This is a genomic window from Streptomyces sp. NPDC048424, assembly GCF_040651555.1.
GTDB lineage: Bacteria > Actinomycetota > Actinomycetes > Streptomycetales > Streptomycetaceae > Streptomyces.
Genome location: NZ_JBEZKE010000029.1, coordinates 47,375 through 70,630, shown reverse-complemented (window position 1 = coordinate 70,630; position 23,256 = coordinate 47,375). Strand labels below are relative to the sequence as shown.

18 protein-coding genes are annotated in these 23,256 nt (G+C 72.2%); 10 read left to right on the top strand and 8 right to left on the bottom strand.

Going from position 1 to position 23,256, the window contains the following annotated elements:
* Positions 1–56: 56 nt before the first annotated feature.
* Positions 57–1,448, bottom strand: a complete 1,392-nt coding sequence (locus AB0D29_RS30695) for a cytosine permease (protein ID WP_362858688.1) — start codon at positions 1,446–1,448, stop codon at positions 57–59.
* Positions 1,449–1,575: 127 nt separating this feature from the next.
* On the opposite strand from AB0D29_RS30695, the gene AB0D29_RS30690 reads away from it, so the two are divergent.
* Both AB0D29_RS30690 and AB0D29_RS30685 read left to right on the top strand, forming a co-directional pair.
* Complete coding sequence (locus AB0D29_RS30690) at positions 1,576–2,178, top strand: TetR/AcrR family transcriptional regulator (protein ID WP_362858687.1); 603 nt, start codon at positions 1,576–1,578, stop codon at positions 2,176–2,178.
* A gap of 339 nt (positions 2,179–2,517) precedes the next feature.
* Positions 2,518–3,420 (top strand): alpha/beta hydrolase, encoded by a 903-nt coding sequence (locus AB0D29_RS30685; RefSeq protein ID WP_362858685.1) that lies wholly within the window; start codon positions 2,518–2,520, stop codon positions 3,418–3,420.
* On the opposite strand, the gene AB0D29_RS30680 is transcribed toward AB0D29_RS30685, so the two are convergent.
* Positions 3,417–4,004, bottom strand: a complete 588-nt coding sequence (locus AB0D29_RS30680; RefSeq protein WP_362858684.1) for an NADPH-dependent FMN reductase — start codon at positions 4,002–4,004, stop codon at positions 3,417–3,419. The two genes, AB0D29_RS30685 and AB0D29_RS30680, sit on opposite strands and share 4 nt — an antisense overlap.
* A 362-nt stretch (positions 4,005–4,366) precedes the next feature.
* Between AB0D29_RS30680 and fxsA the strand changes: the two genes are divergently transcribed.
* The 6 genes from fxsA to AB0D29_RS30650 all read left to right on the top strand — a co-directional run bounded on the left by fxsA (position 4,367) and on the right by AB0D29_RS30650 (position 14,064).
* On the top strand, positions 4,367–4,531 hold the full coding sequence (gene fxsA, locus AB0D29_RS30675; protein ID WP_362858682.1) for an FxSxx-COOH cyclophane-containing RiPP peptide: 165 nt from the start codon (positions 4,367–4,369) through the stop codon (positions 4,529–4,531).
* 29 nt (positions 4,532–4,560) lie between these two features.
* Positions 4,561–6,813 carry a radical SAM/SPASM protein FxsB, inactivated metallohydrolase extension form gene (fxsB, locus tag AB0D29_RS30670; RefSeq protein ID WP_362858681.1) on the top strand — a complete coding sequence of 751 codons (2,253 nt, stop codon included), beginning with the start codon at positions 4,561–4,563 and terminating at the stop codon, positions 6,811–6,813.
* Positions 6,814–6,911: 98 nt separating this feature from the next.
* Complete coding sequence (locus AB0D29_RS30665) at positions 6,912–7,646, top strand: AAC(3) family N-acetyltransferase (protein WP_362858728.1); 735 nt, start codon at positions 6,912–6,914, stop codon at positions 7,644–7,646.
* 77 nt (positions 7,647–7,723) lie between these two features.
* Entirely contained in the window at positions 7,724–9,106 is a 1,383-nt protein-coding gene (locus AB0D29_RS30660) for a TIR-like protein FxsC (protein WP_362858680.1), read from the top strand.
* On the top strand, positions 9,090–13,082 hold the full coding sequence (gene fxsT / locus AB0D29_RS30655; RefSeq protein ID WP_362858679.1) for an FxSxx-COOH system tetratricopeptide repeat protein: 3,993 nt from the start codon (positions 9,090–9,092) through the stop codon (positions 13,080–13,082). The genes AB0D29_RS30660 and fxsT overlap by 17 nt, the downstream gene beginning before the upstream one ends.
* An 85-nt stretch (positions 13,083–13,167) precedes the next feature.
* Positions 13,168–14,064, top strand: coding sequence for a DUF4231 domain-containing protein (locus AB0D29_RS30650; RefSeq protein ID WP_362858677.1), 897 nt, complete (start codon positions 13,168–13,170; stop codon positions 14,062–14,064).
* A gap of 19 nt (positions 14,065–14,083) precedes the next feature.
* On the opposite strand, the gene AB0D29_RS30645 is transcribed toward AB0D29_RS30650, so the two are convergent.
* The 4 genes from AB0D29_RS30645 to AB0D29_RS30630 all read right to left on the bottom strand — a co-directional run bounded on the left by AB0D29_RS30645 (position 14,084) and on the right by AB0D29_RS30630 (position 17,868).
* A complete protein-coding gene (locus AB0D29_RS30645; protein WP_362858676.1) occupies positions 14,084–14,563 on the bottom strand; it encodes a hypothetical protein in 480 nt (159 codons plus the stop codon).
* A gap of 96 nt (positions 14,564–14,659) precedes the next feature.
* Complete coding sequence (locus tag AB0D29_RS30640; protein WP_362858675.1) at positions 14,660–15,532, bottom strand: S1 family peptidase; 873 nt, start codon at positions 15,530–15,532, stop codon at positions 14,660–14,662.
* Positions 15,533–15,682: 150 nt separating this feature from the next.
* On the bottom strand, positions 15,683–16,495 hold the full coding sequence (locus AB0D29_RS30635; protein ID WP_362858674.1) for a DUF1684 domain-containing protein: 813 nt from the start codon (positions 16,493–16,495) through the stop codon (positions 15,683–15,685).
* Positions 16,496–16,572: 77 nt separating this feature from the next.
* Positions 16,573–17,868, bottom strand: coding sequence for a DUF5685 family protein (locus tag AB0D29_RS30630; protein WP_362858673.1), 1,296 nt, complete (start codon positions 17,866–17,868; stop codon positions 16,573–16,575).
* 285 nt (positions 17,869–18,153) lie between these two features.
* Between AB0D29_RS30630 and sepF the strand changes: the two genes are divergently transcribed.
* Entirely contained in the window at positions 18,154–18,603 is a 450-nt protein-coding gene (gene sepF / locus AB0D29_RS30625; protein WP_351294569.1) for a cell division protein SepF, read from the top strand.
* Positions 18,604–18,612: 9 nt separating this feature from the next.
* On the opposite strand, the gene AB0D29_RS30620 is transcribed toward sepF, so the two are convergent.
* Entirely contained in the window at positions 18,613–19,785 is a 1,173-nt protein-coding gene (locus AB0D29_RS30620; protein ID WP_362858671.1) for an acyl-CoA dehydrogenase family protein, read from the bottom strand.
* Between the two features lie 184 nt (positions 19,786–19,969).
* Positions 19,970–21,619 carry an MFS transporter gene (locus AB0D29_RS30615; RefSeq protein ID WP_362858669.1) on the bottom strand — a complete coding sequence of 550 codons (1,650 nt, stop codon included), beginning with the start codon at positions 21,617–21,619 and terminating at the stop codon, positions 19,970–19,972.
* Positions 21,620–21,907: 288 nt separating this feature from the next.
* On the opposite strand from AB0D29_RS30615, the gene AB0D29_RS30610 reads away from it, so the two are divergent.
* On the top strand, positions 21,908–23,017 hold the full coding sequence (locus tag AB0D29_RS30610) for a glycosyltransferase family 39 protein (protein ID WP_362858667.1): 1,110 nt from the start codon (positions 21,908–21,910) through the stop codon (positions 23,015–23,017).
* The last annotated feature ends 239 nt before the right edge of the window (positions 23,018–23,256 follow it).

Here is a 23,256-nt window from a genome sequence, read left to right as displayed (position 1 = left end):
GTGTCGTACGGGCGGCCGGGCGGCCGTCGGCCGAGCGGCCGGGCGGGGGCCGCCGGTCAGGCGGCCGGGGCGTACGCCGGTATCCGGCGCCGGGTGAGGGCCCAGTAGGTGAGCCCGGAGACGACCGACCCGAGGAGGGTGAGGTCGGCGCCGCCGAGCGGGGCCACCAGCGGCCCGGTCCACAGTTCGGAGTCGCAGGTCAGGGCGGCGAAGGCCATGCCGGCGAGCAGGGCGGCCATGCCGGCCGGGTGGTAGCCGGACCGGTACCAGTAGGCGCCGGCGCCGCCCGCGTGCAGCGCGTCGGAGTCGTAGCGGCAGCGGCGCAGCAGCATGTCGGCGAGGAAGACCCCGCCCCAGGGGGCGAAGACGATGATCAGGAGGGAGAGGAAGGAGAGCAGGGAGGTGGTGAAGTCGGTGAGGAAGAGGGCGGCCAGCGAGCCGACGGCGGTGACGGCGGCGCTGATGACGATGGCCCGGGCGCGGCTCCACGGGATGCCGAGGACCTGGAGGTTCAGGCTGGAGGAGTAGAGCGTGATGATCGAGTTGGTGACGGAGCCGCCGAGTACGAGGGCCAGGAACAGCGGCTGGAACCAGCCGGGCAGCAGGCTCTCGGCCCCCGCGACCGCGTCGGTCATGTCGGTCTGGGTGGCGGCGGCGACGCCGGCGACGCCGAGGGCCACGGAGGAGACGAAGCCGCCGAGGGCGCCCATCCACGTGATGGACCGCAGCGAGGTGGTCCGGGGCAGGTAGCGGGTGTAGTCGGCGGGCATCGGCACGTACGAGAACGGTCCGGCGAACATGACCACGAAGGCGAGGCTCCAGCCGGACAGGCCGGGGGCGGTGGCCGCGGCGGCGGTGTCGGCGCCGGGCAGGACGAAGAGGAGCAGGACGCCGAAGCCGGCGGCGAGGACGTAGGCCATCCAGCGTTCGGCGAACTGCACGGTGGCGTGGCCCCACATGGCGACGGCGAAGGTCAGCGCGAGGGTGACGAGGAGTGCGACGGCGCGGCCGGCCGTGCCGCCCTGCCAGCCGATCTCGGCGAAGAAGACCTCCAGGGCGAGGGTGCCGACCACGGTGTTGACGATGGTGTAGCCGATGCTCACCACCCAGTTGAGGACGCCGGCGGGGAAGTTGCCGCGGATGCCGAAGGCGGCGCGGGAGATGACCAGGGTGGCGGTGCCGGTGCGGATGCCGCTGAGCCCGGCGGCGCTGATGGCGAAGAAGGACAGTCCGCCGATCACGACCACGGCGGTGGCCTGCCAGAAGGAGAGCCCGAAGGCGACGGCGAGGGCGCCGTTGATCACGTAGGTGAAGGTGAGGTTGGAGCCGAACCAGAGCCAGAAGAGGTCCTTGGCGCTGCCGTGGCGTTCGGCGTCGGGGATGGGATCGATGCCGTGCGTCTCGACCCGGAACACCTCATCGACGTCGACTGTCTCCTGCTGTGCCATGTACGCCCCTGATCTTGAACACCGTTCTAACTTCTTGAATGGCATTCAAGATGAGGGGTGGACCTCGACCCCGTCAAGAGCCTGTCCGGGATAAGGTCGGCCCAGGAAGATCCGGAGGGCGGGAGCGGTGGCGGGAGCAGCGCGGCGGCGCGACGGGCGGATCGCCCAGGAGCGGATGCTGGAAGAAGCCATGGCGGCGATCGCGGAGGACGGCCTCGCGGCGCTCACCATGTCGGCCCTGGCCGAGCGGCTCGGCACCAGCGGCGGCCACATCCTGTACTACTTCGGCAGCAAGGACCGGCTCCTGCTGGAGGCCCTGCGCTGGAGCGAGGAGCAGCTCACCGGCGCGCGCCGGGCCCTGCTGGGCCGCCGGGTGACGGCCGCGCGCAAGCTCGACCAGTACCTGGAGCTCTACCTCCCCGAGGGCCCGCGCGACCCGCGCTGGACGCTGTGGATCGAGCTGTGGGCCCGTACCGCCTCCAACGAGCCGCTGAAGGCGGCGCAGGAGGAGATCGACGAGAGCTGGCAGCAGGACCTGGAGGCGCTCCTCGCCAAGGGCGTGGAGCAGGGCCGCTTCGCACCCCTGGACGTGCCCGAACGGGCCTCGGAGCTGCTCGCCCTCCTGGACGGCCTGAGCACCCGGGTCGTGCTGGGGCAGCGGGGCGCGGACCGGGCCCGGGCCCTGCGACAGGCGCGCTCGGCGGCGGCCCTGCTGATCCCGGCGCCGTAGGGGTGTCGCATCCGTCTCTTTCATTTCGAACCGGACCGGACGCGACCGGCTTTTTTCCCGACGCCTCAGCCTGATGCCGCAATTCGACGCGTAAAAGCGGAAGCATCGGTGCCGAAAAAGCCCTTTCCTGTCGGACCGAAGGGCCGTTCACTCCCGTTCACGCCCGTTCACACCCCCGAGGCCCCCCTCTTGACCTGGGCATATACCAGAGGCTCAAAGGCCGCCGCGCACTTGTGAAGGCCTTCACAATAATTTCGCACGAAGTGCGCCCTACCGCGCTCCTCCCCCAGCGAGCACAATCTCGGTGACGACTCGCACCGATCGTGAAGGAGGGAGCGCGTGCGCAATCAAGTGCGCACAGCGGACGGACGCGCTCTGGCCGTGGAGCGCTGGGGCGATCCGGACGGCAAACCCGTCTTCCTGCTCCACGGAATGCCCGGCAGCCGTCTGGGCCCCGCTCCCCGGGGCATGGTCCTCTACCAACGCCGCATGCAGCTCATCGCCTACGACAGACCCGGCTACGGCGGCTCCGATCGCCATGTGGGCCGCACCGTCGCCGACGTGGCCCAGGAAGTGGCCGCCATCGCCGACGCCCTCGGCCTGGAGACGTTCGCGGTGGCCGGCCGCTCCGGCGGCGCCGCCGGAGCCCTCGCCTGCGCCGCCCTGCTCCCGGACCGGGTCACCCGGACCGCGGCGATGGTCGGCCTGGCGCCCCGGGACGCGGAGGACCTGGACTGGTTCGCCGGGATGGCCGCGTCGAACGTCAAGGAGTACACCACCGCCACCGCCGACCCCGAGGAGCTGGCGGCCCGGCTGATCCCCCGCGCCGACGGCATCCGCAAGGACCCCGGCCGGCTGCTGGACGAGTTGCGCCGGGAGCTGACCGCCAACGACCGCATGATCGTCGCGGATGCGGGCCTGCGGTCGATGCTGCTGCGGAACTACCGTGAGGGGCTGCGCCATTCGGCCTACGGCTGGATCGACGACGTCCTCGCCTTCAGCCGCCCCTGGGGCTTCGACCCGGCCGACATCCGCTGCCCGGTGCTGATCTGGCACGGGGAGCTCGACGTGTTCTCCCCCGTGGGCCATTCCCGCTGGCTGGCCCGCCGCATCCCGGGGGCCACGACCGCCATCGAGCCGGCCGCCGCGCACTTCGCGGCCTTCCGCGCGCTGCCCGACGCACTGAACTGGCTGCTGCGCGACCTGCCCATCCCGCCCCTCAGCGAACAACAGCCCGCCTAGACCCCGTCGGGGCCGTCGGGGCCGTCCTGGCCGTCGGGACCGGCCCAGCCGGCCAGTGTGCCGAGCACCTCGCCGATGCGCGCCCGGACCGCCGCGTCGGCGACCGTCCCGTCCCGGCCGGACATCCCCCCGGTCACCGGGATCCGTACGCAGGCCTCTTCCACCACCGCGGCGCCGGTGTAGCCGAGGACCGTGCGCAGCGTGGCCTCCGCGCCCAGTCCGCGGCCCGGGGCGGCCGCGTTCACCCAGGCCACGGGCTTGTCGCCGATCTCGGTTCCGCCGACCGTCCAGTCCAGGAGGTTCTTGAACGAGCCGGGCAGGGTGCCCGCGTACTCCGGGGTGCAGACCAGGATCGCGTCCGCCCCGGCGATCGCCGCGCGCAGCCCGGCCACCGGAGCGGGCAACGGGTCGGTGTCGTCATCCGGGTTGAAGTGCGGCAGCGTCGCCAGCCCGTCGTACAGGACGGTGCGCGGGCGCGCGGGGATCTCGGCGGCGACGGCCTGCGCGGTGCGCAGCACCGCCTCGTTGGAGGAACCGGCGCGCAGACTTCCGGACAGCAGCAGGATCAGGGGCGGGGTGGTCATGCGGCCAACCTACCGAGGTCGGTCCGCCCAGGTCGGCGCCGGGTTCCGGCGCTCGCGCTCCCCGGTCGGCCCCGGGTGCGGCCCGGGCCGGATGCCGGCTCGGATCCCGGCGCGGATCACGGCCCCGATCACGGCCCGGGATCCGGCCCGGGTCCGCCGGCGGAAGAAAAGGATCTTGCCGTCCGGCGAACGGCCGAATAAGGCGCGTCGAGAAATACGCCGGGCTCGCCATAGAACGGTTGACCAGGCGTCATGTCTCGGTTGCCAATGGGGTGTGGCCGAGTAAAGTCCACGCTTGACGGCAGCGCGTCGCTGTTGTCATTCACATGCCCATTCCACATGGCTTCCCCAAGGACGGTGTCGTGAACACTTCCGCAACCCCCGCGACCAGCACGGTCAAGGCCCGCCGGGTCCCGCTCGGCAAGATCGACGTCCACACCGCGTCCGCGGCGGCGACGCTCGGTCGCGTGCTGCCGGCTGAATCCGGTCGTCCGGTTCAGACTCCGATCTTCAACTCCGCGCTCTGACGGCGAAGTAAGCGCTCTAGACTGGTGGAATGACCGGCCTGATCGCATTTCGCGAGATCGTCCTGAAAGTTCACAGCAGATGCGATCTTGCTTGTGATCATTGCTATGTCTACGAACACGCAGATCAGAGCTGGCGAGCCCGGCCGAAAGTGATCTCCCCCGAGGTAATTTCGCATACCGCGTCGCGGCTCGCCGAACATGCCCGTGACCATGCACTCCCCTCCGTCACGGTGATTCTCCATGGAGGGGAACCCCTGTTGGCGGGAACGGCCCGGATCCGCCTCGTGTGCGAGGAGTTCACCCGGGCGCTCGCCGGAACCGCCGATCTCGACCTGCGGATCCACACCAACGGACTGCAGCTCAGCACCCGTTACCTCGACCTCTTCGACGAGTTCGGCGTCCGGGTGGGCATCTCCCTCGACGGGGACCGCGCCGCCAACGACCGTCACCGCCGCTTCGCGGACGGCCGTACGAGCCACCCGCTGGTCCTCGCGGCCGTCGCACTGCTCCGCTCGGAGCCCTACCGCCACCTCTACCAGGGTCTGCTCTGCACCGTGGACGTGGCCAACGACCCCGTGGCCGTCCTGGACGCCCTCGTCGAACTCGACCCGCCGCGCGTGGACTTCCTCCTTCCGCACGCCACCTGGGAGACCCCTCCGGTCCGCCCCGACGACGCCCCCGACGCGTACGCGCGCTGGCTCCTGCGGATCTTCGACCACTGGGAGCGCCTCGGCCGCCCGGTGCCCGTACGGCTCTTCGAGTCCCTGCTCTCCACCCTGCGCGGCGGCCCCAGCCTGACCGAGTCGCTCGGCCTCGCGCCCACGGACCTCGTCGTCGTCGAGACCGACGGGACCCTGGAGCAGGTGGACTCCCTCAAGAGCGCCTTCGAAGGGGCCGCGGCCACCGGGTTCAACGTCTTCGATCATGCGTTTGACCAGGTCGCGGCCCATCCCGGGGTGCGTGCCCGGCAGCTGGGCCTCGCGGGTGTCAGCGACTCGTGCCGCCGGTGCCCCGTCGTACGTTCGTGCGGCGGCGGGCTGTACACCCACCGCTACCGCGACCGCAACGGCTTCGACAACCCCTCCGTCTACTGCACCGACCTGCGCGAGCTCGTGGACGGGGTCGAGGGCCGCACGGCCCTGCGCGAGAGCGCACCGCAGCTCTCCGATCCGGCCGAACTCGCCCGTTCCCAGGAAGAGCTGACCCGGATCCTGCTGGCCCGGCTCCACGCGGACCTCGGCTCCGAGCCCGACTGGGCGCGCGCCTGGGAGCTGCTGGCCGCCGTGGAGCAGGCCGGGGAGGCGGGCGCGGACGCGCTGGACGCCGTACTGGACCACCCCTTCACCCGGACCTGGGTGCTGGCGGCCCTGGACGCCGCCCGGGAGGGCCGGCAGGACGGGCCGGAGGCGGCGCGCAGGCTGACCGCGCTGGCCGTCGCGGCCGTCCTGCGCGGCGGGCTGGACCTGCCGGCCGAGGTGGCCTACCGGGACGGGGAGGTGTACCTGCCGACGCTGGGGCTGCTGCGGCTCGGGGAGCCCGGCACGGAGGGCCGGGCCGCGCTGCACGTCACCGACGAGGGGTACGCCGTGCGGGACGGGCGCACCGAGCACCGCTTCGGCCCCGCCGCGGGGGACGCGCGCTGGCAGCCGGTGCGCACCTGGTCGCCCGGGCCGGACGCGGCTCCGGTGGCGCTGGAGGACCTCGACCCGTACCGCAACTGCTTCCCCCGCCCGCCCCGGCTCCGGCTCGGCACCGGCGAGGCCGAGGAGTGGCGGGGCAGGCTGGACCGGGCGTGGGCGCTGCTGCACAAGGCGGTGCCCGGGTTCGCCCGGGCGGCGGCGGACGGGCTGACCACCCTGACGCCGCTGGCGGGCGGCCCGCGGGCCGGCGGCTGGGGCGAGGCGGGCCGGCACGGTCCGGGGGCGCTCGGGGTGCCGTACGCGGCGGGGGTGCGGGAGACCGCGCTCGCGCTGCTGACCGGGCGGCGGCGGACCCGGCTGCGGGCCCTGACCGAGGTGGCCGACCTGTACGCGCTGGACGGGGAGTGGCAGCACCCCTCGCCGTGGCGGGAGCGGCCGGTCCCGGTGTCGCGGCTGCTGGCCGACGTGCACGAGCGGGTGGCGGTGGAGGCGTACCGGCGGGCCACCGCGGCCGCCGAGCCGGGCGGCGCGGACCGCATCCACCGGGCCCTGGACCGCCTCTCGGAGGCGGCCGAACTGACCGTCACCGGCAAGCGCCTCGTCGCGGAGCTGCGCTACGAACTGAAGGCGGTCGACGCGTGAGCGCGCCGCCCCGCTCCCCGGCCCCCGGCGGCCCGGGCCGGGCCGTCGGCGCGCTCCAGCTGGCCGTGCAGCTGCGGCTGCTCGGGGTCCGCCCCGGGATGCGGCTCCTGGTCCACGCCGGCCTCGGCGGGACCGGGCTGCGCGCCGAGCAGCTGCGCGACGCCCTGACGGGGGTCCTCGGCCCGCGCGGCACCCTGGTGGTCCCCGCGTTCACCCCGGAGAACTCCAAGACCTCCAGTGCCCATCTGGAGCGGATCGCCGGTCTGGACGAGTCCGGCGTGCGGGCCTTCCGGGAGCGGATGCCCCCCTTCGATCCGTCGAGCAGCCCGAGCCAGGGCATGGGCTCCCTCGCCGAGGCCGTCCGCACCGCGCCCGGCGCCGCGCGCAGCGCCCACCCGCAGACCTCCTTCGCCGCCCTCGGCGCGGACGCGGAGCGGCTCTGTTCCGGACACCGCATCGAAAGCCACCTGGGTGAGGAGTCACCGCTGGGAAAGTTGTGCTGGGAGGGCGGTCAGGTACTCATGATCAATGTGGGGTTTTCGGTCTGCACGGCTTTCCATCTCGCGGAGTATCGAATTCCGAAGCCCCCCTTGCGCATGTACGAGTGTGTGGTGAAGGTGAACCTTCCGGAGCGGCGTGGGAGTCTGCGGGAGGGGGCGTGGACCGCCTACGAGGACGTCGCGCTCGACGACGGGGATTTCGCGGAGATCGGCAGGACGTTCCCGGATTCCCGGGTGCGCAGGGGGCGGGTGGGAGGGGCGGCGACCATGCTCTTCTCCCTCCCGGATGCCGTTGATCACGCCCTCGAGTGGATGACCGAAAACAGACGCTGATTGACTGAACGATGAGGGGATGTGGCGAAGCAGCTCCGGAATGATGTTTCTTCGCTCGCAGCTTCGGGACGGGGGGCGTGTTGCCCGCATCAGTGCACCCATATTTTTTTCTCAGTTATGCGCACACACCGAGATTCGGGGCCGGGGGGCCCGACCCCGACATGTGGGTGGAGCGCCTCTTCCGCGATCTCTGCGGCCACGTCATGGCGCTGACGGACCTGCCCGCCGGCGCCGAGGCCGGCTTCATGGACCGGGAGATACGCAGCGGCGAGGGCTGGTCGGAACGGCTCGGGGCGGCGCTCGCCACCTGCCGGGTCTTCGTCCCCCTGTTCTCGCCGCGGTACTTCGCCAGTGAGATGTGCGGGAAGGAGTGGTTCGCCTTCGCGCACCGCGCGATCCAGCACGGCGCGGCGAGCAACGAGCGCGCCGAGGCCATCGTGCCCGCGTTGTGGGTGCCGGTCCCGCCCTCCCAACTGCCCGGTCCCGCCGAACGGTTGCAGTTCAACCACAACACCTTCGGCGAGCGCTACGTCACCGACGGGCTGTACGGGCTGATCAAACTGCGCGGATACGCCGAGCAGTACGAGCGGGCCGTCTACGAACTGGCCCGGCGCATCGTCCGGGTCGCCGAGACCGTCCGGCTCGATCCCGTCCGCCCGATGGACTACCGGGGGGTGCCCAGCGCCTTCGGCCCCTCCGGCAGCTCCGGCGGCTCCGCCGGCGGCCCCACCCGCACCCTCCACGTGACCGTGGCGGCCGGCTCCCGGCACGATCTGCCGGACGGCCGGAGCCCGGAGTACTACGGGGAGAGCGCCCTGGACTGGAACCCGTACCACCCGGTGTCCCAGCGGCCGATCGCGTACGTCGCCGAGGACGTGATCAAGAACCTCAACTACCAGACCACCATGTCCTCCTTCGACGACGAGGCCGGTCACTTCGACAGCAAGCAGCCGCCGACCCGGCCGGAGATCCTGATCGTCGACCGCTGGGTGGTGGAGGACGAGCACCGCCGCCGGCGCCTGGCCGCCTTCGACCAGGAGTCCCGCCCGTGGATCAACGTGGTCGTGCCGTGGAACCGCTACGACCACCAGAGCCGGGCCAAGGAGGCCGAGCTGGCCCGGCGGCTGGAGGAGACCCTGCCCGTGAAGATGAGCCAGGGCCGGGCCGCCTGCCGGGCCGCCGCCAACGGCGTGGCCAACATGGAGACCCTCGGACAGATCCTGCCCCAGGTGGTCGAGGCCGCCGCCCAGCAGTTCCTCAGACACGCCCAGGTCTACCTGCCGGCCGGTAACACCCACACCGAACGCCCGCGACTGATCGGGCCGATGGGGATGAGCGAGCCGCCCGCTCCGCCGCCGGTCCCCTTCCCGCCCGACGCCTACGACGCGTACGAAGCCCACATCGACGGCAACGACAGCAACGACACCGACCGGGGGGACGCGGATGACAGCGAGTCGTGACAGCAGGGACACCCGTGACGGACGCATCGTCACCTTCTACTCGTACAAGGGCGGCACGGGCCGCACCATGGCGCTCGCCAACACCGCCTGGATCCTCGCGGCCAACGGCAAGCGGGTACTCGCCGTGGACTGGGACCTGGAGGCCCCGGGCCTGCACCGCTTCTTCCACCCCTTCCTGGACCCCTCCACGCTCGGGGCCACCACCGGGGTCATCGACCTGATCAGCGAATACGCCTGGGCCGCGACCAGTCCGGTGCAGCGCGCCGACGACTGGCACAAGGACTACGCGCGGATACAGCCGCACGCCGTCTCGCTCACCCCCGAGACCCTCGGCTGGGAGTTCCCGGACGGCGGCACCCTGGACTTCGTCTCCGCGGGCCGGCAGAACCGCGAGTACTCCGCGACCGTCTCCACCTTCGACTGGGACAACTTCTACGACCGCCTCGGCGGCGGCCTCTTCTTCGACGCGTTACGCGCCGACATGAAGAAGAACTACGACTACGTCCTGATCGACAGCCGCACCGGGCTGTCCGACATCGCGGACATCTGCACCGTGCACCTCCCGGACGTCCTCGTCGACTGCTTCACCCTCTCCGACCAGTCCATCGACGGCGCCGCGTCCGTGGCCCGCCAGATCGACGAGCGGTTCAACGACCGCGGCATCAAGATCTACCCCGTCCCGATGCGCATCGACGAGGGCGAGAAGGAGAAGGCCGACGCGGGCCGGGCGCTGGCCCGGATCAAGTTCGACCGCTTCCCCAACGGCCTCGTCGGGGACGAGCTCACCTCCTACTGGGGCGCGGTGGAGATCCCGTACCGGCCCTACTACGCCTACGAGGAGACCCTGGCCACCTTCGGCGACGAGGCCGGGCTCACCAACTCCCTCCTCTCCGCCTTCGAGCGGCTCACCACCGTGGTCACCGAGGGCGAGATCACCTCCATGCCGGCCATCGGCGAGGAGGTCCGGCTGCGGATCAGGGACGCCTTCACCCGGCGCCGGCCGGCCCTGCCCGCCGACCTGTTCCTCTCCTACGTCGCCGAGAACCGGATGTGGGCCGACTGGATCGAGTCGGTGCTCACCCGGGCCGGCTTCCGGGTCGTGCCCAAGGACGTCTCCGCGGAGCGCGCCCCGGTGACCGCCGGCTCCGGGGACACCCTCGGCGGCGGAACGGGCATCAGCATCGACACCGCCGCCCGGACCGTGGTGCTGCTCTCCACCGCGTACCTGAAGTCCGCCCGGGCCGTGGACGTGTGGGAGCGGGCGGCCGCCGAGGACCCGACCGGGGGCCGGCGCCAGCTGGTCCCGCTGAGGGTGGGCGACGTACGGCTCTCCACGCCCTACATCGACCGCAACCCGGTGGACCTCTTCCGGCTCGACGAGGTGCACGCCACCACCGCCCTGCTGCGCGCGGTGGAGCGGCCCATGGCGCTGCCCGACAGCGTCAACAGCGCCTCCCAGCCCGGCCCCCGCTTCCCGGGGACCGTCCCGAAGATCTGGAACGCGCCGCCGCGCAACCCCGGGTTCACCGGGCGCAGCATCGTGCTGGAGCGGATGCGCGACCAGCTCGGCGGCGGCATGGCCGTGGTGCTGCCGCAGCCGCAGACCCTGTTCGGGCTCGGCGGCGTCGGCAAGACCCAGGTGGCGCTGGAGTACGTGCACCGGTTCATGGCCGACTACGACCTGGTGTGGTGGATCTCCTCGGAGCAGACCGACGACGTGGTCGCGGCCCTCGCCGAGCTGGCCGTACGCCTCGGTGCGCAGACCGGCGAGGACATGGCGGCCGCCTCCCAGGAGGCGATCGACCTGCTGCGACGGGGGGTGCCCTCCTCGCGCTGGCTGCTCGTCTTCGACAACGCGGACGATCCGGAGACGCTCAAGCGGTTCTTCCCGCCGGGCGGGCCGGGCCACGTGCTGGTGACCTCCCGCAACCAGTCCTGGTCTCAGTACGGCGACGCGCTGCCGGTGGACGTCTTCCTGCGCGAGGAGTCCATCGAGCACCTCCAGCGCCGGGCCCCGGGGCTCAGCAAGGACGACGCCGAGCAGGTCGCGGTGGCGGTCGGCGACCTGCCGCTGGCGGTCGAGCAGGCGGGGGCCTGGATCGCGGAGACCGCGACCCCGGTGGCCGCGTACATCGAGCAGCTGGCCCAGCAGGCCGCGAGCGTGCTGGCCCTGAACCAGCCGCCCGGCTATCCCGAGCCCGTCGCCGCCACCTGGAACATCTCCATAGAACGGCTGCAGTCCCGCTCCCCGGCCGCGGTCCGGCTGCTCCAGCTGTGCGCCTTCCTCGCGCCCGAGCCGATCTCCGCGAACCTGCTCTACAGCAAGGAGATGATCGACGCCCTCAAGCCCTACGACTCCTCGCTCCAGGAGAAGCTGGTGCTCGGCCGGGTGATCCGGGAGATCGGCCGGTTCGCGCTGGCCAAGGTCGACCAGGTCAGCAACAGCATCCAGGTGCACCGGCTGGTGCAGGCGGTGATCCGGGCCCAGCTGACCGAGGAGGAGCAGCGGGAGGCCCGGCACGCCGTCCACCGGATCCTGGCCGGCGCCCGGCCGGACGACGACGAGCCGATCGACAACCCGGAGACCTGGCCGCGGTTCAACACCATCTGGTCGCACCTGACCCCGTCCGAGGCCCGGTACTGCAAGGAGCCGGAGACCCGCCGGCTGCTGATCGACCGCGTCCGCTACCTGTGGAAGCGCGGCGATTTCAAGGCCGCGTACCAGCTCGGCGAGGAACTGCGCGAAGCCTGGAAGGAGATGCTGGGCAACGACGACCTGCAGTACCTGTACCTGCGCTTCCACCTGTCGAACATCCTGCGGTCGCAGGGGCGGTTCGTGGAGGCGAAGGAGCTGGACGAGGTCACCCTGGAGCGCCAGCGGGCGGTGCTGGGTCCCTCGCACCCGCACACGTACATGACCATGAGCGGTCTCGCCAACACCCTGGGCGCGCTCGGCCAGTACGCGGAGGCGATGGAGCTGGCGACCGACGCCCACGAGGGCTTCAGCCAGATCTTCCACGAGGCGCACCCGCGCACGCTGGCCGCCGCGAACAACCTGGCGCTGAACCTGCGGCTGGTCGGCCAGTACACCAGAGCCCGCGAGATCGACCAGGAGGTGCACGACCTGCGCACGGAGGTGCTCGGACCGGAGCACCCGTACACCCTGTCCTCCGCGCAGAACCTGGCCCGCGACCTGCGCGAGGTGGGCCGGTACGAGGACTCGGTGCAGCTGCTCAGCCGGACCTACGAGACCTACAAGCGGACGCTGGGGCGGGCCTTCCCCGGCACCCTGTCGGCGGCGAAGAACCTGGCGGTGTCGCTGCGCCGGGCGGGCCAGCTGGAGGACGCGCTCCGGCTGACCACGGCCACCCGGGCCCGCTACCGGGCCAAGTACACCGCGGTCAACCCGGACCTGCTGTCCTGCGAGCTGAACCTGGCCTCGGACCTGTTCGCGACCGGGGACCCGGGCGGGGCGCGGGACCTGGCGCAGGAGGTGGTGGACGAGTACATGAAGGTGCCGGGCGAGCGGCACCCGTACACCCTGGCGGCCGTCAACAACCTGGCGGTCTTCCACTGGGGCACGGGCGCGGCGGAGACGGCGGAGACGATGCTGCGCCAGACGATACGGGGCATGCGGGACGTCCTCGGCGACAACCACCCGCACACGGTCTTCGCCCACCTCAACCTGGCCAACACCCGGGCCGACCTGGGCGATCCGGAGGGCGCCCTGGAGCTGGAGCGGCTCGCGGTGATGCGGCTGCGCGAGGCGCTCGGCGGGCACCATCCCGAGACCCTGGCGGCCGGCTCCAACATGGCGGTCAGCCTGGACTCGCTGGGCCGCAAGGAGGAGGCGGCCCGGCTGCGGGCGGAGGCGGTGGCCGAGCTGACCCGGCTCCTCGGCGAGGACCACAGCCTGACCCGGTACGCCCGTGACGAGCGGCGGATCCACCGCGATCTGGAGCCTCTCGCCGTGTGATTCCACGGAGGGCGGCGGGGGTCCCGCGACCGCGGGCCTCCCGCCGCCCGCCACCCGACAGCAGGGGGGCGCTGTGACCGACAGCATGACTTTCCGAAACGAGGACCTGCCGGCCCTCTTCCACCACACCGACCAGGCGGCGATCTCCCGGCAGCGGGAGTCCACCCAGGCCACGCGCGCCCAGCTGGTGCTGCTCGTGGCCGCCGCGGGGGCCGCGGCCCTGCCGTCGGGCCCGAAGCTGGGCTCGCTGTACCTCTTCGGGCTGCTGAGCGTGCTCGCGTGCGCGGGGGTGCTCGGCGTGGGCATGCGGGCGACCCGGCGCCGGGCCCGCCCGCAGTGGCAGCTCAACCGCAGCGCGGCGGAGTTCATCAAGTCCCTGGCCTGGCGTTACGCCGTGCACGGGGCGCCGTTCGGCAGCGAGGTCGCCGCTCCCGAGGCGACGTACCGGACCCGGCTGGAGGCGGGTCTGGCCGAGCTGCGGAAGATGGGCTGGGACGATCCGCGGACCGCCGGGACGGTACCGGAGGGCGGGGAGATCACCGGCGCGATGCAGCGGCTGCGCGGCATGGACTACCAGGTGCGGCGGGAGACGTACGTCCGGGACCGGCTGATCGAGCAGCGCAACTGGTACCGGCGGCGGACGGAGGTGTCCCGGCGGGCGACGAACCTGTGGTCGTGGACGATCGTGCTGCTGACCTGCCTGGCCCTGCTGTTCGCGCTGCTGGGGTCGTTCGGGTCGGGGCCGGGGCCGAAGCTGACCGCCCTGCTGAGCGCGGCGGCGGCGGCCGGCATCGCCTGGAACGAGGTGCGCCGCCATCATCCGCTGATCGAGGCGCACACCCTGATCGAGCAGGACCTGGCGGCGATGATGGTCGTGATGCAGACGACCATCACCGAGTCGCAGTGGCCTTCGTCGGTGTACGAGACCGAGCGGTACGTCTCCCCGCAGCACACCGACTGGCTCGCCCGACACAGCAGTTGAGACCCGGCGGGGGCGTGGCTCAGTCCCTGGACACGCCCTCGCGCCAGATGACGGTGACCGGCTTGCCGAGCGCCCGCGCGTAGGCGACGATCTCGCCGGTGCCGCCGTGCCCGCGGGCGGGCTGCCCGTCCCAGACGGCGACGAGGCGGTCGCATGAGTCGGCGATGTAGGTGCCGGCGGCGTAGTAGGCCTCGTCCGTGGAACGGGCGAAGTCCATCCGGACCTCCTGCGTGGCACGGCGCTTGAGCCACCGGTAGCGGGCCAGGGCCTCGGCGCCCTCGAAGCCGTCCTCGTAGTCCCCGCTGGGGATCACCACGGTCAGTCCCGCGCCGCATTCGAGCGCGATGGCGGCGAACATCTGGTCCGCCCCCTCGGCGAGACTGGAGAACGCCTCCAACGGCCCGTCGTGGCCGCCCAGTACGGCACGCAGGCCGTTCTCCACATGGCCGAGCAGCGCATCCGGAATGGACCGGTGCCCGGTCACGCCGATACGTTTCATGCAGAAACCTGCCTCCCCCGCGGACACGCACGCCTGGACATCCTCCCAGAAGGCGGGAGGACGTCCAGGGGTGCGACGGGGGCGCGTGAGGCACCGTCAGTAGACGCTGACTCCATAGGCGTTGAGGGCCTCGACCACGGGCTGGAAGAAGGTCGTACCGCCCGAGGAGCAGTTGCCGCTGCCTCCGGAGGTGAGGCCGACGGCGCGGGTGCCCGAGTAGAGCGGGCCGCCGCTGTCACCGGGTTCGGCGCAGACGTTGGTGCGGATCATGCCGTAGACGACGTCACCGCCGCCGTAGTTCACGGTGGCGTTGAGGCCGGTGACCCGGCCGCTGTGGATGCCGGTGGTGGAGCCGCGCCGGGTCACGGACATGTTGACCGTGGCGTTCACGGCGCTGGTGATGTCCTGGCTGCCGACGGTCCCCGGGGGCACCGGCGTATTGCTCGCGTACTTGATGAGGCCGTAGTCGTTGGTGGGGAAGCTGGAGCCGGTGGTGGTGCCGAGCACGGTGGTGCGGGCGGAGTTGGTCCACCACGTGCCCGCGCCGTCGGTGCAGTGCCCGGCGGTCAGGGCGTAGTAGTTGCTGCCGCTGCGCACGTTGAAGCCGAGGGAGCAGCGCCAGCTGTTGGCGTAGATCGCGTCGCCGCCGGAGACCAGCTTGGTGAGCTTGCCGGGGGTGCGCTCGATGCGCAGCGCCCCCGCGTCCGCTCCGGCCTCGCGCTTGATTCTGTCGATGGCGGCGGCCGAGACGGTGGAGTCGGCGGTGACCACGAGGGTTCCGGTGGCGGGGTCGGTGTGCCAGGCGGTGCCTCCGACGTTGGCGCGCAGCACGGATGCGCTGGCCGACGCGAGCCGGTCGGCGCTGAAGCCGCCGCCGTCCTGGGGGTCCGCGGTCGCCGCCGTGGGGACGGCGAACGCTGCGGCGGCGGCCAGGCCGGTGGCCGCCGCGAGCAGCCTGGTACGGGTCATGCGCTTGATCCTCACTTCTCGTCCTCCTGGAGAGGGTCGGGGGCCCGGCGGATGTGGGGGTGCCTGAGCCCGTGAGGCGCAGCCGGGGGCACGGCGGGCGCATGAACTTTGGCCGTGCCCCTGACAAGCGCTGTCGGGAGTGTCCTGTCGTCAGATACCGGTCGCAAGAGCGGCTTTCAGCCTCCGCTCGCCCGCCGCCACCTCGAAGGGCAGCGTGTTCCCGGGCGGCGGAAACGGACAGATGAAGTGGTCCGCGAAGGCGCAGGGGGGCAGCAGGGACCGGTTGAAATCCACGGTGATCGCCCCGCCCGCGTCCGGTATGCCGGGCCGGAGGAAGCGGAACCGGTAGCTGGAGTGCCCGCCGGTGGTGTCGCCGAAGACGGCCCAGAGGCTGCCGTCTTCGTCGACGGCGACCTGGAGGGTGTGCTCGACGCCCTGGAAGGGGAAGGTCAGTTCCCCGCCGAGGCCGAGTCCGCGGGCCCGCCCGTCGGCGTTCTCCACCTGGACGCTCCGGTCCTCGGTGTACGGCCGGAACCGCCCGCGCGGCGCGAAAGCGGGGTCGTACGGGGTGGTCACGACGCCGGCGAAGGCCCGGCGGGCCTCGGAGGCGGGGTCGAAGACGCGTACCGCCCACTCCCCTTCGCGGCGGATCACCACGATCCGCACCTCCCCGGCGGAGAGCCGGGATCCCGCGGGCGGGGCCTTGTCGGCGGCCAGTACGGCGTCACCCGTGAAGGGCTCGCCGTCGAGGCGGAGGCCGTCCTCGGCGGTGGCGGTGAGTGCCACACCGCCGTCGGTCGTGCGCCAGCGCCCCGGAACGGCCGGAATTCGACCTTCCGGGTAATCGGCGATCCAGTGCGTGGCCGTCAGCGCGAGGGGGCCGTAGGGGGCGGACACGGCCGCGGCCCTGCGCTCGTGCCATGTTCGCCAGGCGGCCTGCGGATCGTCTGCGTCGTCGCTCATCCCGCTCACCCCTTCCACGCGGGTCCGGACGGGAATCCCCTGGTACGCCGTCCGGACCTGTGAAACCTGAAAGAGCCTCAGCAGTCGCAGCCGCAGCAGTCACAGCTGCAGCAACCGTCGCCACCGCCACCGGAGCCGTTCGTACCGTTGCAGCAGTCGCAGCAGTCACAGGCGTCGCACCACGGGTCCCGCTTCTCCCGGGACCACGGGCCTTCGTGCTCGGTGCAGCACATCTGGCAGGTGCAGAACAGCCCGAGGGCGACCGCGCAGCCGGCGAGCAGTCCGCGGCGCGGCCGCTGCGGCGGCGGCGCACCGCCGAATCCGCCCGGGCCCGTGGGCGGCATCCCGGGGCCGCCCGCGCCACCGCCGTACGGAGCCCCGCCGTACGGAGACCCGCCGTACGGAGTCCCGCCGTACGGGTTCTGGCCGTGCGGGTTCCCGCCCTGGCCGCCGTACGGCCCGCCCGCGTACGGGTTGCCGCCCTGCCCGGCGGAGGCGGTCGCCGTGTGGGCGCAACCGCCGGTCCCGAAGGCCCGGTCCACCGAGGTGCGCAGCTCGTGCACGAGCAGCCGGTGGGCGAGCCCCGCGTCCGCGAACTCCACCTCGCCGAGCGCGAGCCGGATCCCGTGCAGGGCGTCGTCGCAGAGCCGGCGGGCTTCGGCGAGCGGGGTCCCGGTGGCGGTGAGCGGGTTCCAGGCGCCCGCCGCGGCGTCGGCGCCCCGGTCCTCCACGGCGTCCAGCAGGTGCGCGAGCCGGCCGAAGTACCGGCCCGCCTCGGCCAGCGCGGGGGCGTTGCCTGGCCGTCCGGCGAGCTGCGCGGTATGGGCGAAGGCGGCGGCCGTCGCGGTCTCCGTCGGCTCGGTCACCACGAGCACGGGCGTGCCGGGGCCCGCCAGCGTCTCGATGCCCGTCTGCCGGTCCACGGCGTCGACGAGCACCGCCGTGTCGAAGCCGAGCGAGGCGCCGGTGCGGGCGCCGGCCCGGTCCCAGCCGCGGGCCACCATGCGCGCGGCCGCGGCTATGGGTGCGCGGGCCAACAGCCCGTCCCGGTCCGCCACGTGGTCGCGCACCTTCGCGGAGGCGAGGACGAGCGAGACGGCGGCGGCGAGCCGCGCGCCCTCGCCCTTGGCGACCGAGGCGGTGCGCATCCCGCGCAGGGGGCAGGGCCCCGCGGTGCGCCGGGCGCCGGGCGCGGGGCCCGACTGAGCCTCCGTCAGAACGGAGACGAGCAAACCGTCGTAGTTGGTGACGATCCGGGCGAACTGCCCGTGGTCTCCCCGAAGTGCCAGACACAGCCCGCACAGATGGGCCGTCCACTCCGCTTTGAACCGCTCCCCCAGCCGGTGCGTGCAAGGTCTGACGATGCCGAACAAGCTGCTTCCCCCGTGTGTCGTACGCGTTCCTGCCGGGCATCGTAGCGAGCCGATTCGTTCACTCGAACGTCCCCATCGCTCACCCGCACGGCGGCAGTGGTCGTATTTTCACTCAGTCAGCAGTGGTAGCCACCAGGATCCTTGACCGTGCAACGGATGTTCTGCACCAGTACCGTCACGAAACCTCTGCGCGGCGGCTATCCACTTGGCGCGTTGTCAGCATCATGGACGAGCATAGGGGCAGCGGAGAGAAGACAGACTGACCGCGGTGAAAGGAGGCAGTCCATGGGTTCGGTGCGCAAGGCGAGTGCCTGGCTGGGTCTCGTGGAGGACAGCGACGACGAGCGCTACTACGACGACGACTACGCGGAGGCCCCCCAGGGTTCGGTGGCCGGCCCCGGCGAGCAGTGGGTCACCGACCCGCGGGTGAGGGTCGCCTCCGAGTCGGCCGTGGAGCACGGGCGTCGGATCGCGACGGTCACCCCGGACGGCTTCCGTGACGCGCGCGGCATCGGAGAGCTGTTCCGCGACGGGGTCCCGGTGATCGTGAACCTGTCGTCGATGGACCCGGGCGACGCGAAGCGCGTGGTCGACTTCGCGGCCGGCCTGACGTTCGGGCTGCGCGGTTCGATCGAGCGGGTGGCGACCAGGGTCTTCCTGCTGACCCCGGCCGACACCCAGATCGTGAGCGGCGAGCCCGGCGGCCGCTCGCGCGACTTCTTCAACCAGAGCTGAGCAGGGCCCTCACCGGAAGGCGTCGAGACCGGTGAGCGCCTTGCCCAGCACCAGCTGGTGCATCTCGACGGTGCCCTCGTAGGTGAGGACCGACTCGAGGTTCGTGGCGTGCCGCATGACGGGGTATTCGAGCGAGATCCCGTTGGCGCCGAGGATGGTCCGCGCGGTACGGCAGATGTCGATGGCCTCGCGGACGTTGTTGAGCTTGCCGAAGCTGATCTGCTCCGGCCGAAGGGTGCCCGCGTCCATCCGCCGGCCCAGGTGGTGGGCGAGCAGGATGCCCTTGTGGAGTTCGAGGGCCATGTCGGCCAGTTTGGCCTGGGTGAGCTGGAAGCCGCCGATCGGCTTGCCGAACTGCTCCCGCGTCCGCGCGTAGTCGAGCGCCGACTCGAAACTGGCGCGCGCCGCGCCCATGGACCCCCAGATGATCCCGTACCGCGCGTGGCTGAGACAGCCGAGCGGTCCCTTGAGCCCGGTGACGAGCGGCAGCACCGCGTCGGCGGGCAGCCTCACGTCGTCCATGACGAGCTCGCTGGTCACGCTGGCCCGCAGGGACCACTTGTGCTTGATCTCCGGCGCGGAGAACCCAGCGGTGTCCGTCGGGACGGCGAACCCTCGGATCCCCTCGTCGGTCTGCGCCCACACCACGGCCACGGCGGCCACCGCCCCGTTGGTGATCCACATCTTGCGGCCGTTCAGCACCCAGTCCGTGCCGTCGCGCTTGGCGTACGTCCGCATCGCGGCCGGGTCCGAACCCACATCGGGCTCGGTCAGCCCGAAGCAGCCGATCAGCTCGCCGGCGGCCATCCCGGGCAGCCAGCGCTGCTTCTGCTCCTCGGAGCCGTACTTCCAGATCGCGTACATGGCGAGTGACCCCTGCACCGACACGAGCGAGCGGATCCCGGAGTCGGCGGCCTCCAGCTCCAGGCAGGCGAGGCCGTACTGCACGGCGCTGGCCCCGGCGCACCCGTAGCCCTGGAGGGACATCCCGAGCGCCCCGATGGCGCCGAGCTCCCGTGCCAGCTCCCGGATCCCGGGCAGCTCGCCGTCCTCGTACCACTGGGCGATGTGCGGCAGCACCCGGTCGGCGGCCCAACTGCGAACGGTGTCCCGGACGGCGAGGTCCTCGGGCCCGAGGAGCTCGTCGAGCCCGAGCGGATCATGGGGCAGGAACGCGGACACTGGGCCTCCCGGCGGCCTGAATACAGAACCTAGCAACGCAAGTTTTTGCGCCCGCCCGACGCTAGCCACCGAAATCCCCACCCGTCCAGCCCCGCAATCCCAGCCTCGCCGGCGTTTGAGCGCTGGGGGTCCCCCCGGACGGACTCTGGGGGAGGGGTCGGGGGCAGCGCCCCCGCAACGGCGATCAGCCCGCGTGCTCCACCGACGCCGGCGCCCCGCACGGCTCACCACTCGCCTGCGCGGGCACCCGCGCGGCGCCGGCCCCGCCCTCGACGGCCCCGCACTCCATGGCCCGCGGCAGCCTCAACGCCATCACGGCCCCCGCGAGCAACAGCCCCGCACTCACCACGAGAGTGACGTGCAGCCCGTGCACGAACGACTGCCGCGCCGCCGCGTACAGCGAGGCCCCCGCCGGCCCGCCGAGGTGCGCGGCGATCTGGTACGCCTGGCCGAGAGAGTTCGCCGCGCCCGCCGAATCCACCGCGGAGACCCCCGGCACCCCCACCAGCCCGGGCCGGTACGCCGCGTTCATCACGCTGCCCAGCAGCGCGATGCCGATGCCCGCGCCCAGCTGGTACGAGGTCTCGCCGATCGAGGCCGCGCCGCCCGCGGTGGCCGCCGGGGCCTCGCTCAGCATCGACTCGTACGCGGCGAACAGCGTGGTCTGCAGCCCGAAGCCCAGCAGGATGAAGCCGACGGTCAGCAGCAGCGGCCGGTCCTGCTGGCCCATCAGCGTCAGCAGCAGCACGGCGAAGGCCGTCAGCAGGAAGCCGAGCGAGACCATCGTGCGCGGCCCGACCCGGCCCAGCGTGTACGAGCCCGTGGCGCCCGCGGCCATGGCGGCGAAGGTCAGCGGCAGCAGCCGCAGTCCCGTCTCCAGCGGGCTGAGCTCCAGCACCAGCTGGAGGTACTGGACGGCGATCAGCTCCAGGCCGACCAGGGCCAGCATGGCGAGCACGATGCAGGCCACCGAGGTGGAGAAGGCGGCGCGGGAGAACATCCGCATGTCGATCAGGGGGTGCGTGCGCCGCTTCTGGCGCCGTACGAACAGCACGAGCAGCACCGCGCCGAGCAGCAGCGGGACCACGGCCTGCGCGTCGAGGAGGTGGCGTTCGGCGCCGAGCCGCTTGATGCCGAGCACCGAGCCGAGTACGCCGGCGGCGGCCATCAGCGCGCCGAGCACGTCCCACGGCCCGTCCGCGGCGCCGCGCGACTCGGGCAGCAGCCAGCGTCCGAGCGGCAGGATCAGTGCCATCAGCGGGATGTTGATGAGGAAGACCGAGCCCCACCAGAAGTGCTGGACGAGGAAGCCGCCGAGCACCGGCCCGCTCGCGGCGCCGACGGCGGCGACGGCGGTCCAGATGCCGATGGCCAGGGCCCGCTCGCGCCGGTCGGGGAAGACCTGGCGCAGGATCGACAGGGTGGCGGGCATGATCATCGCGCCGCCGATGCCGAGCAGGGCGCGCGCGGCGATGAGGACCTGGGCGTTGTCGGCGAGGGCCGCTATCGCGGAGGCGACGCCGAAGAGCCCGTAGCCGAGGAGCAGGATGCGGCGGCGGCCGACCCGGTCACCGAGTGTGCCGAAGAGGATGAGCAGCGAGGCGCAGACCAGCGGGTAGGCGTCGACGATCCAGAGGAGTTCGATCGGGCCGGGGCGCAGGTCCTCGGTGACGGAGGGGACGGCGACGTGCAGGATGGTCGCGTCGAGTGCGACGAGGACCAGGCTGACGCAGAGAACGGCCAGGACGACCCAGCGGTTGGCTCCGCCGGAGGCCGCGCTGAGCCGCTGCCAGGGGGAAGGGGTCCTGGCCCCGGCCGCGTTCGTCCCCGACATGCATGTACCTCCCAGGTGATCCCTCGCGCTCGGCGGACCAGCGTCTTGTGGAGCCACGGGGGGTGGTGCGCTGTGCGGCGTCCAACGGGGTCCGGCATCGACACGCGAGTGAACGGTCAGCGTACGCGAGTTCGTCCGTCCGACACGTGGCCAAGCTCTCATCGCGGCGACGGCCCAGGTGTGGCGTGTGCCACTCGCCCATCCCCCGGCCCTCCCCCGCGTACACGCCCGCTCACGGCCCGTGGTCCTCGGACCCGGGCAGGTCCGGCGCCACCGATAATCATGCCCGTGAAAGATCTTGGATTGCGCCGGGCCGCGCCCGCCCTGGCCGTCTTCGCGGCGGTCCGGCTGCTGGGGCTGACCGTGCTCGCGGTGTGGGGCGCGGCGGCCGGCAGCAGCCCGCACACGCTGCTGTCGGCCCGCTGGGACTCGCTCTGGTACGCCCGCATCGCCGCGGAGGGGTACGGGTACGAGGTGGTCCTCCCGAACGGGGACGTCCACTCGAACCTGGCGTTCTTCCCGCTGCTGCCGTGGCTGGAGCGGCTGGTGTCGGCGGCGACCGGACTGTCGTACGGTTCCGCCGGCCTGGTCGTGTCGGCGCTCGCGGGGTTCGCCGCGGCCTGGGGGATCTTCGCGGTGGCCGATCTGCTGTACGGCCGCCGGGCCGGGGTGTTCGCGGTCGGGGTCTGGGCCGCGCTGCCCGTCGGGATCGTGCAGTCGATGGCGTACAGCGAGTCGCTGTTCACGGCGCTGGCCGCCTGGGCGCTGTACGGGGCCCTGCGCGGCCGGTGGCTGACGGCGGGGCTGCTCGCGGCGGGTGCGGGGCTGACCCGCCCGGTCGGCGCGGCGGTGGTCGCGGCGGTGTGGGTGGCGGCCGTCCTGGCATGGCGGCGCGGGGAGCGGTCGTGGCGGATGGCCGCGGGGGCGGTGCTCGCTCCGGCGGGCGCGGCGGCGTACGTGCTGTGGGTCGGCGCGCGCACCGGGACCGGTCTGCTCGGGTACCTGGACGTGCAGGGCGGCTGGGGCAACGGCTTCGACGGCGGCTGGGCCTTCGCCCGGTTCGTCGGCGCGAAGCTGGCCTCGTCCGCGTTCCCCGCCGGTGTGGGGCTGATCGCGGGGGTGGTGCTGGTGCTGTGGCTGTACGCGACGTGCGTGCGGCAGCGACAGCCGGCGCCGCTGCTCGTGTACTGCGGGATCGTCGTGGCGCTGGCCCTGTGCGCGTCCGGCTACTTCGGTTCCAAGCCCCGCCTGTTGCTGCCCGCCTTCCCGCTGCTGCTGCCGCCGGCGCTGGCCCTGGCGGGGTGGCGGACCCGGCGGGCGGCCCTGGTGCTGGGCGCGGGGGCCCTGGCCTCGGCGCTCTACGGGGCGTTCTGGCTGAACGGCTCGGGACCTCCGTAGAGCCTCCACATAACGGAATGAATCATTCCCATCCATCTTTCAGCAAAAGAAATGACCTGCGGCAATAAAGTTCAGGTAAGCGGCTGAAACAATTGCGGGGGCAGTGGATCACCCGGCTTCCAACCACTGCCGAAATACCGCGAATTAAGCTCCGCGTGAGACCAACTCCACATCACATGGTCATCACAAAGCCCGCGATTCGCCCGGGCCGAGCAGCGGCGCGCGGTAACGTCGATTGA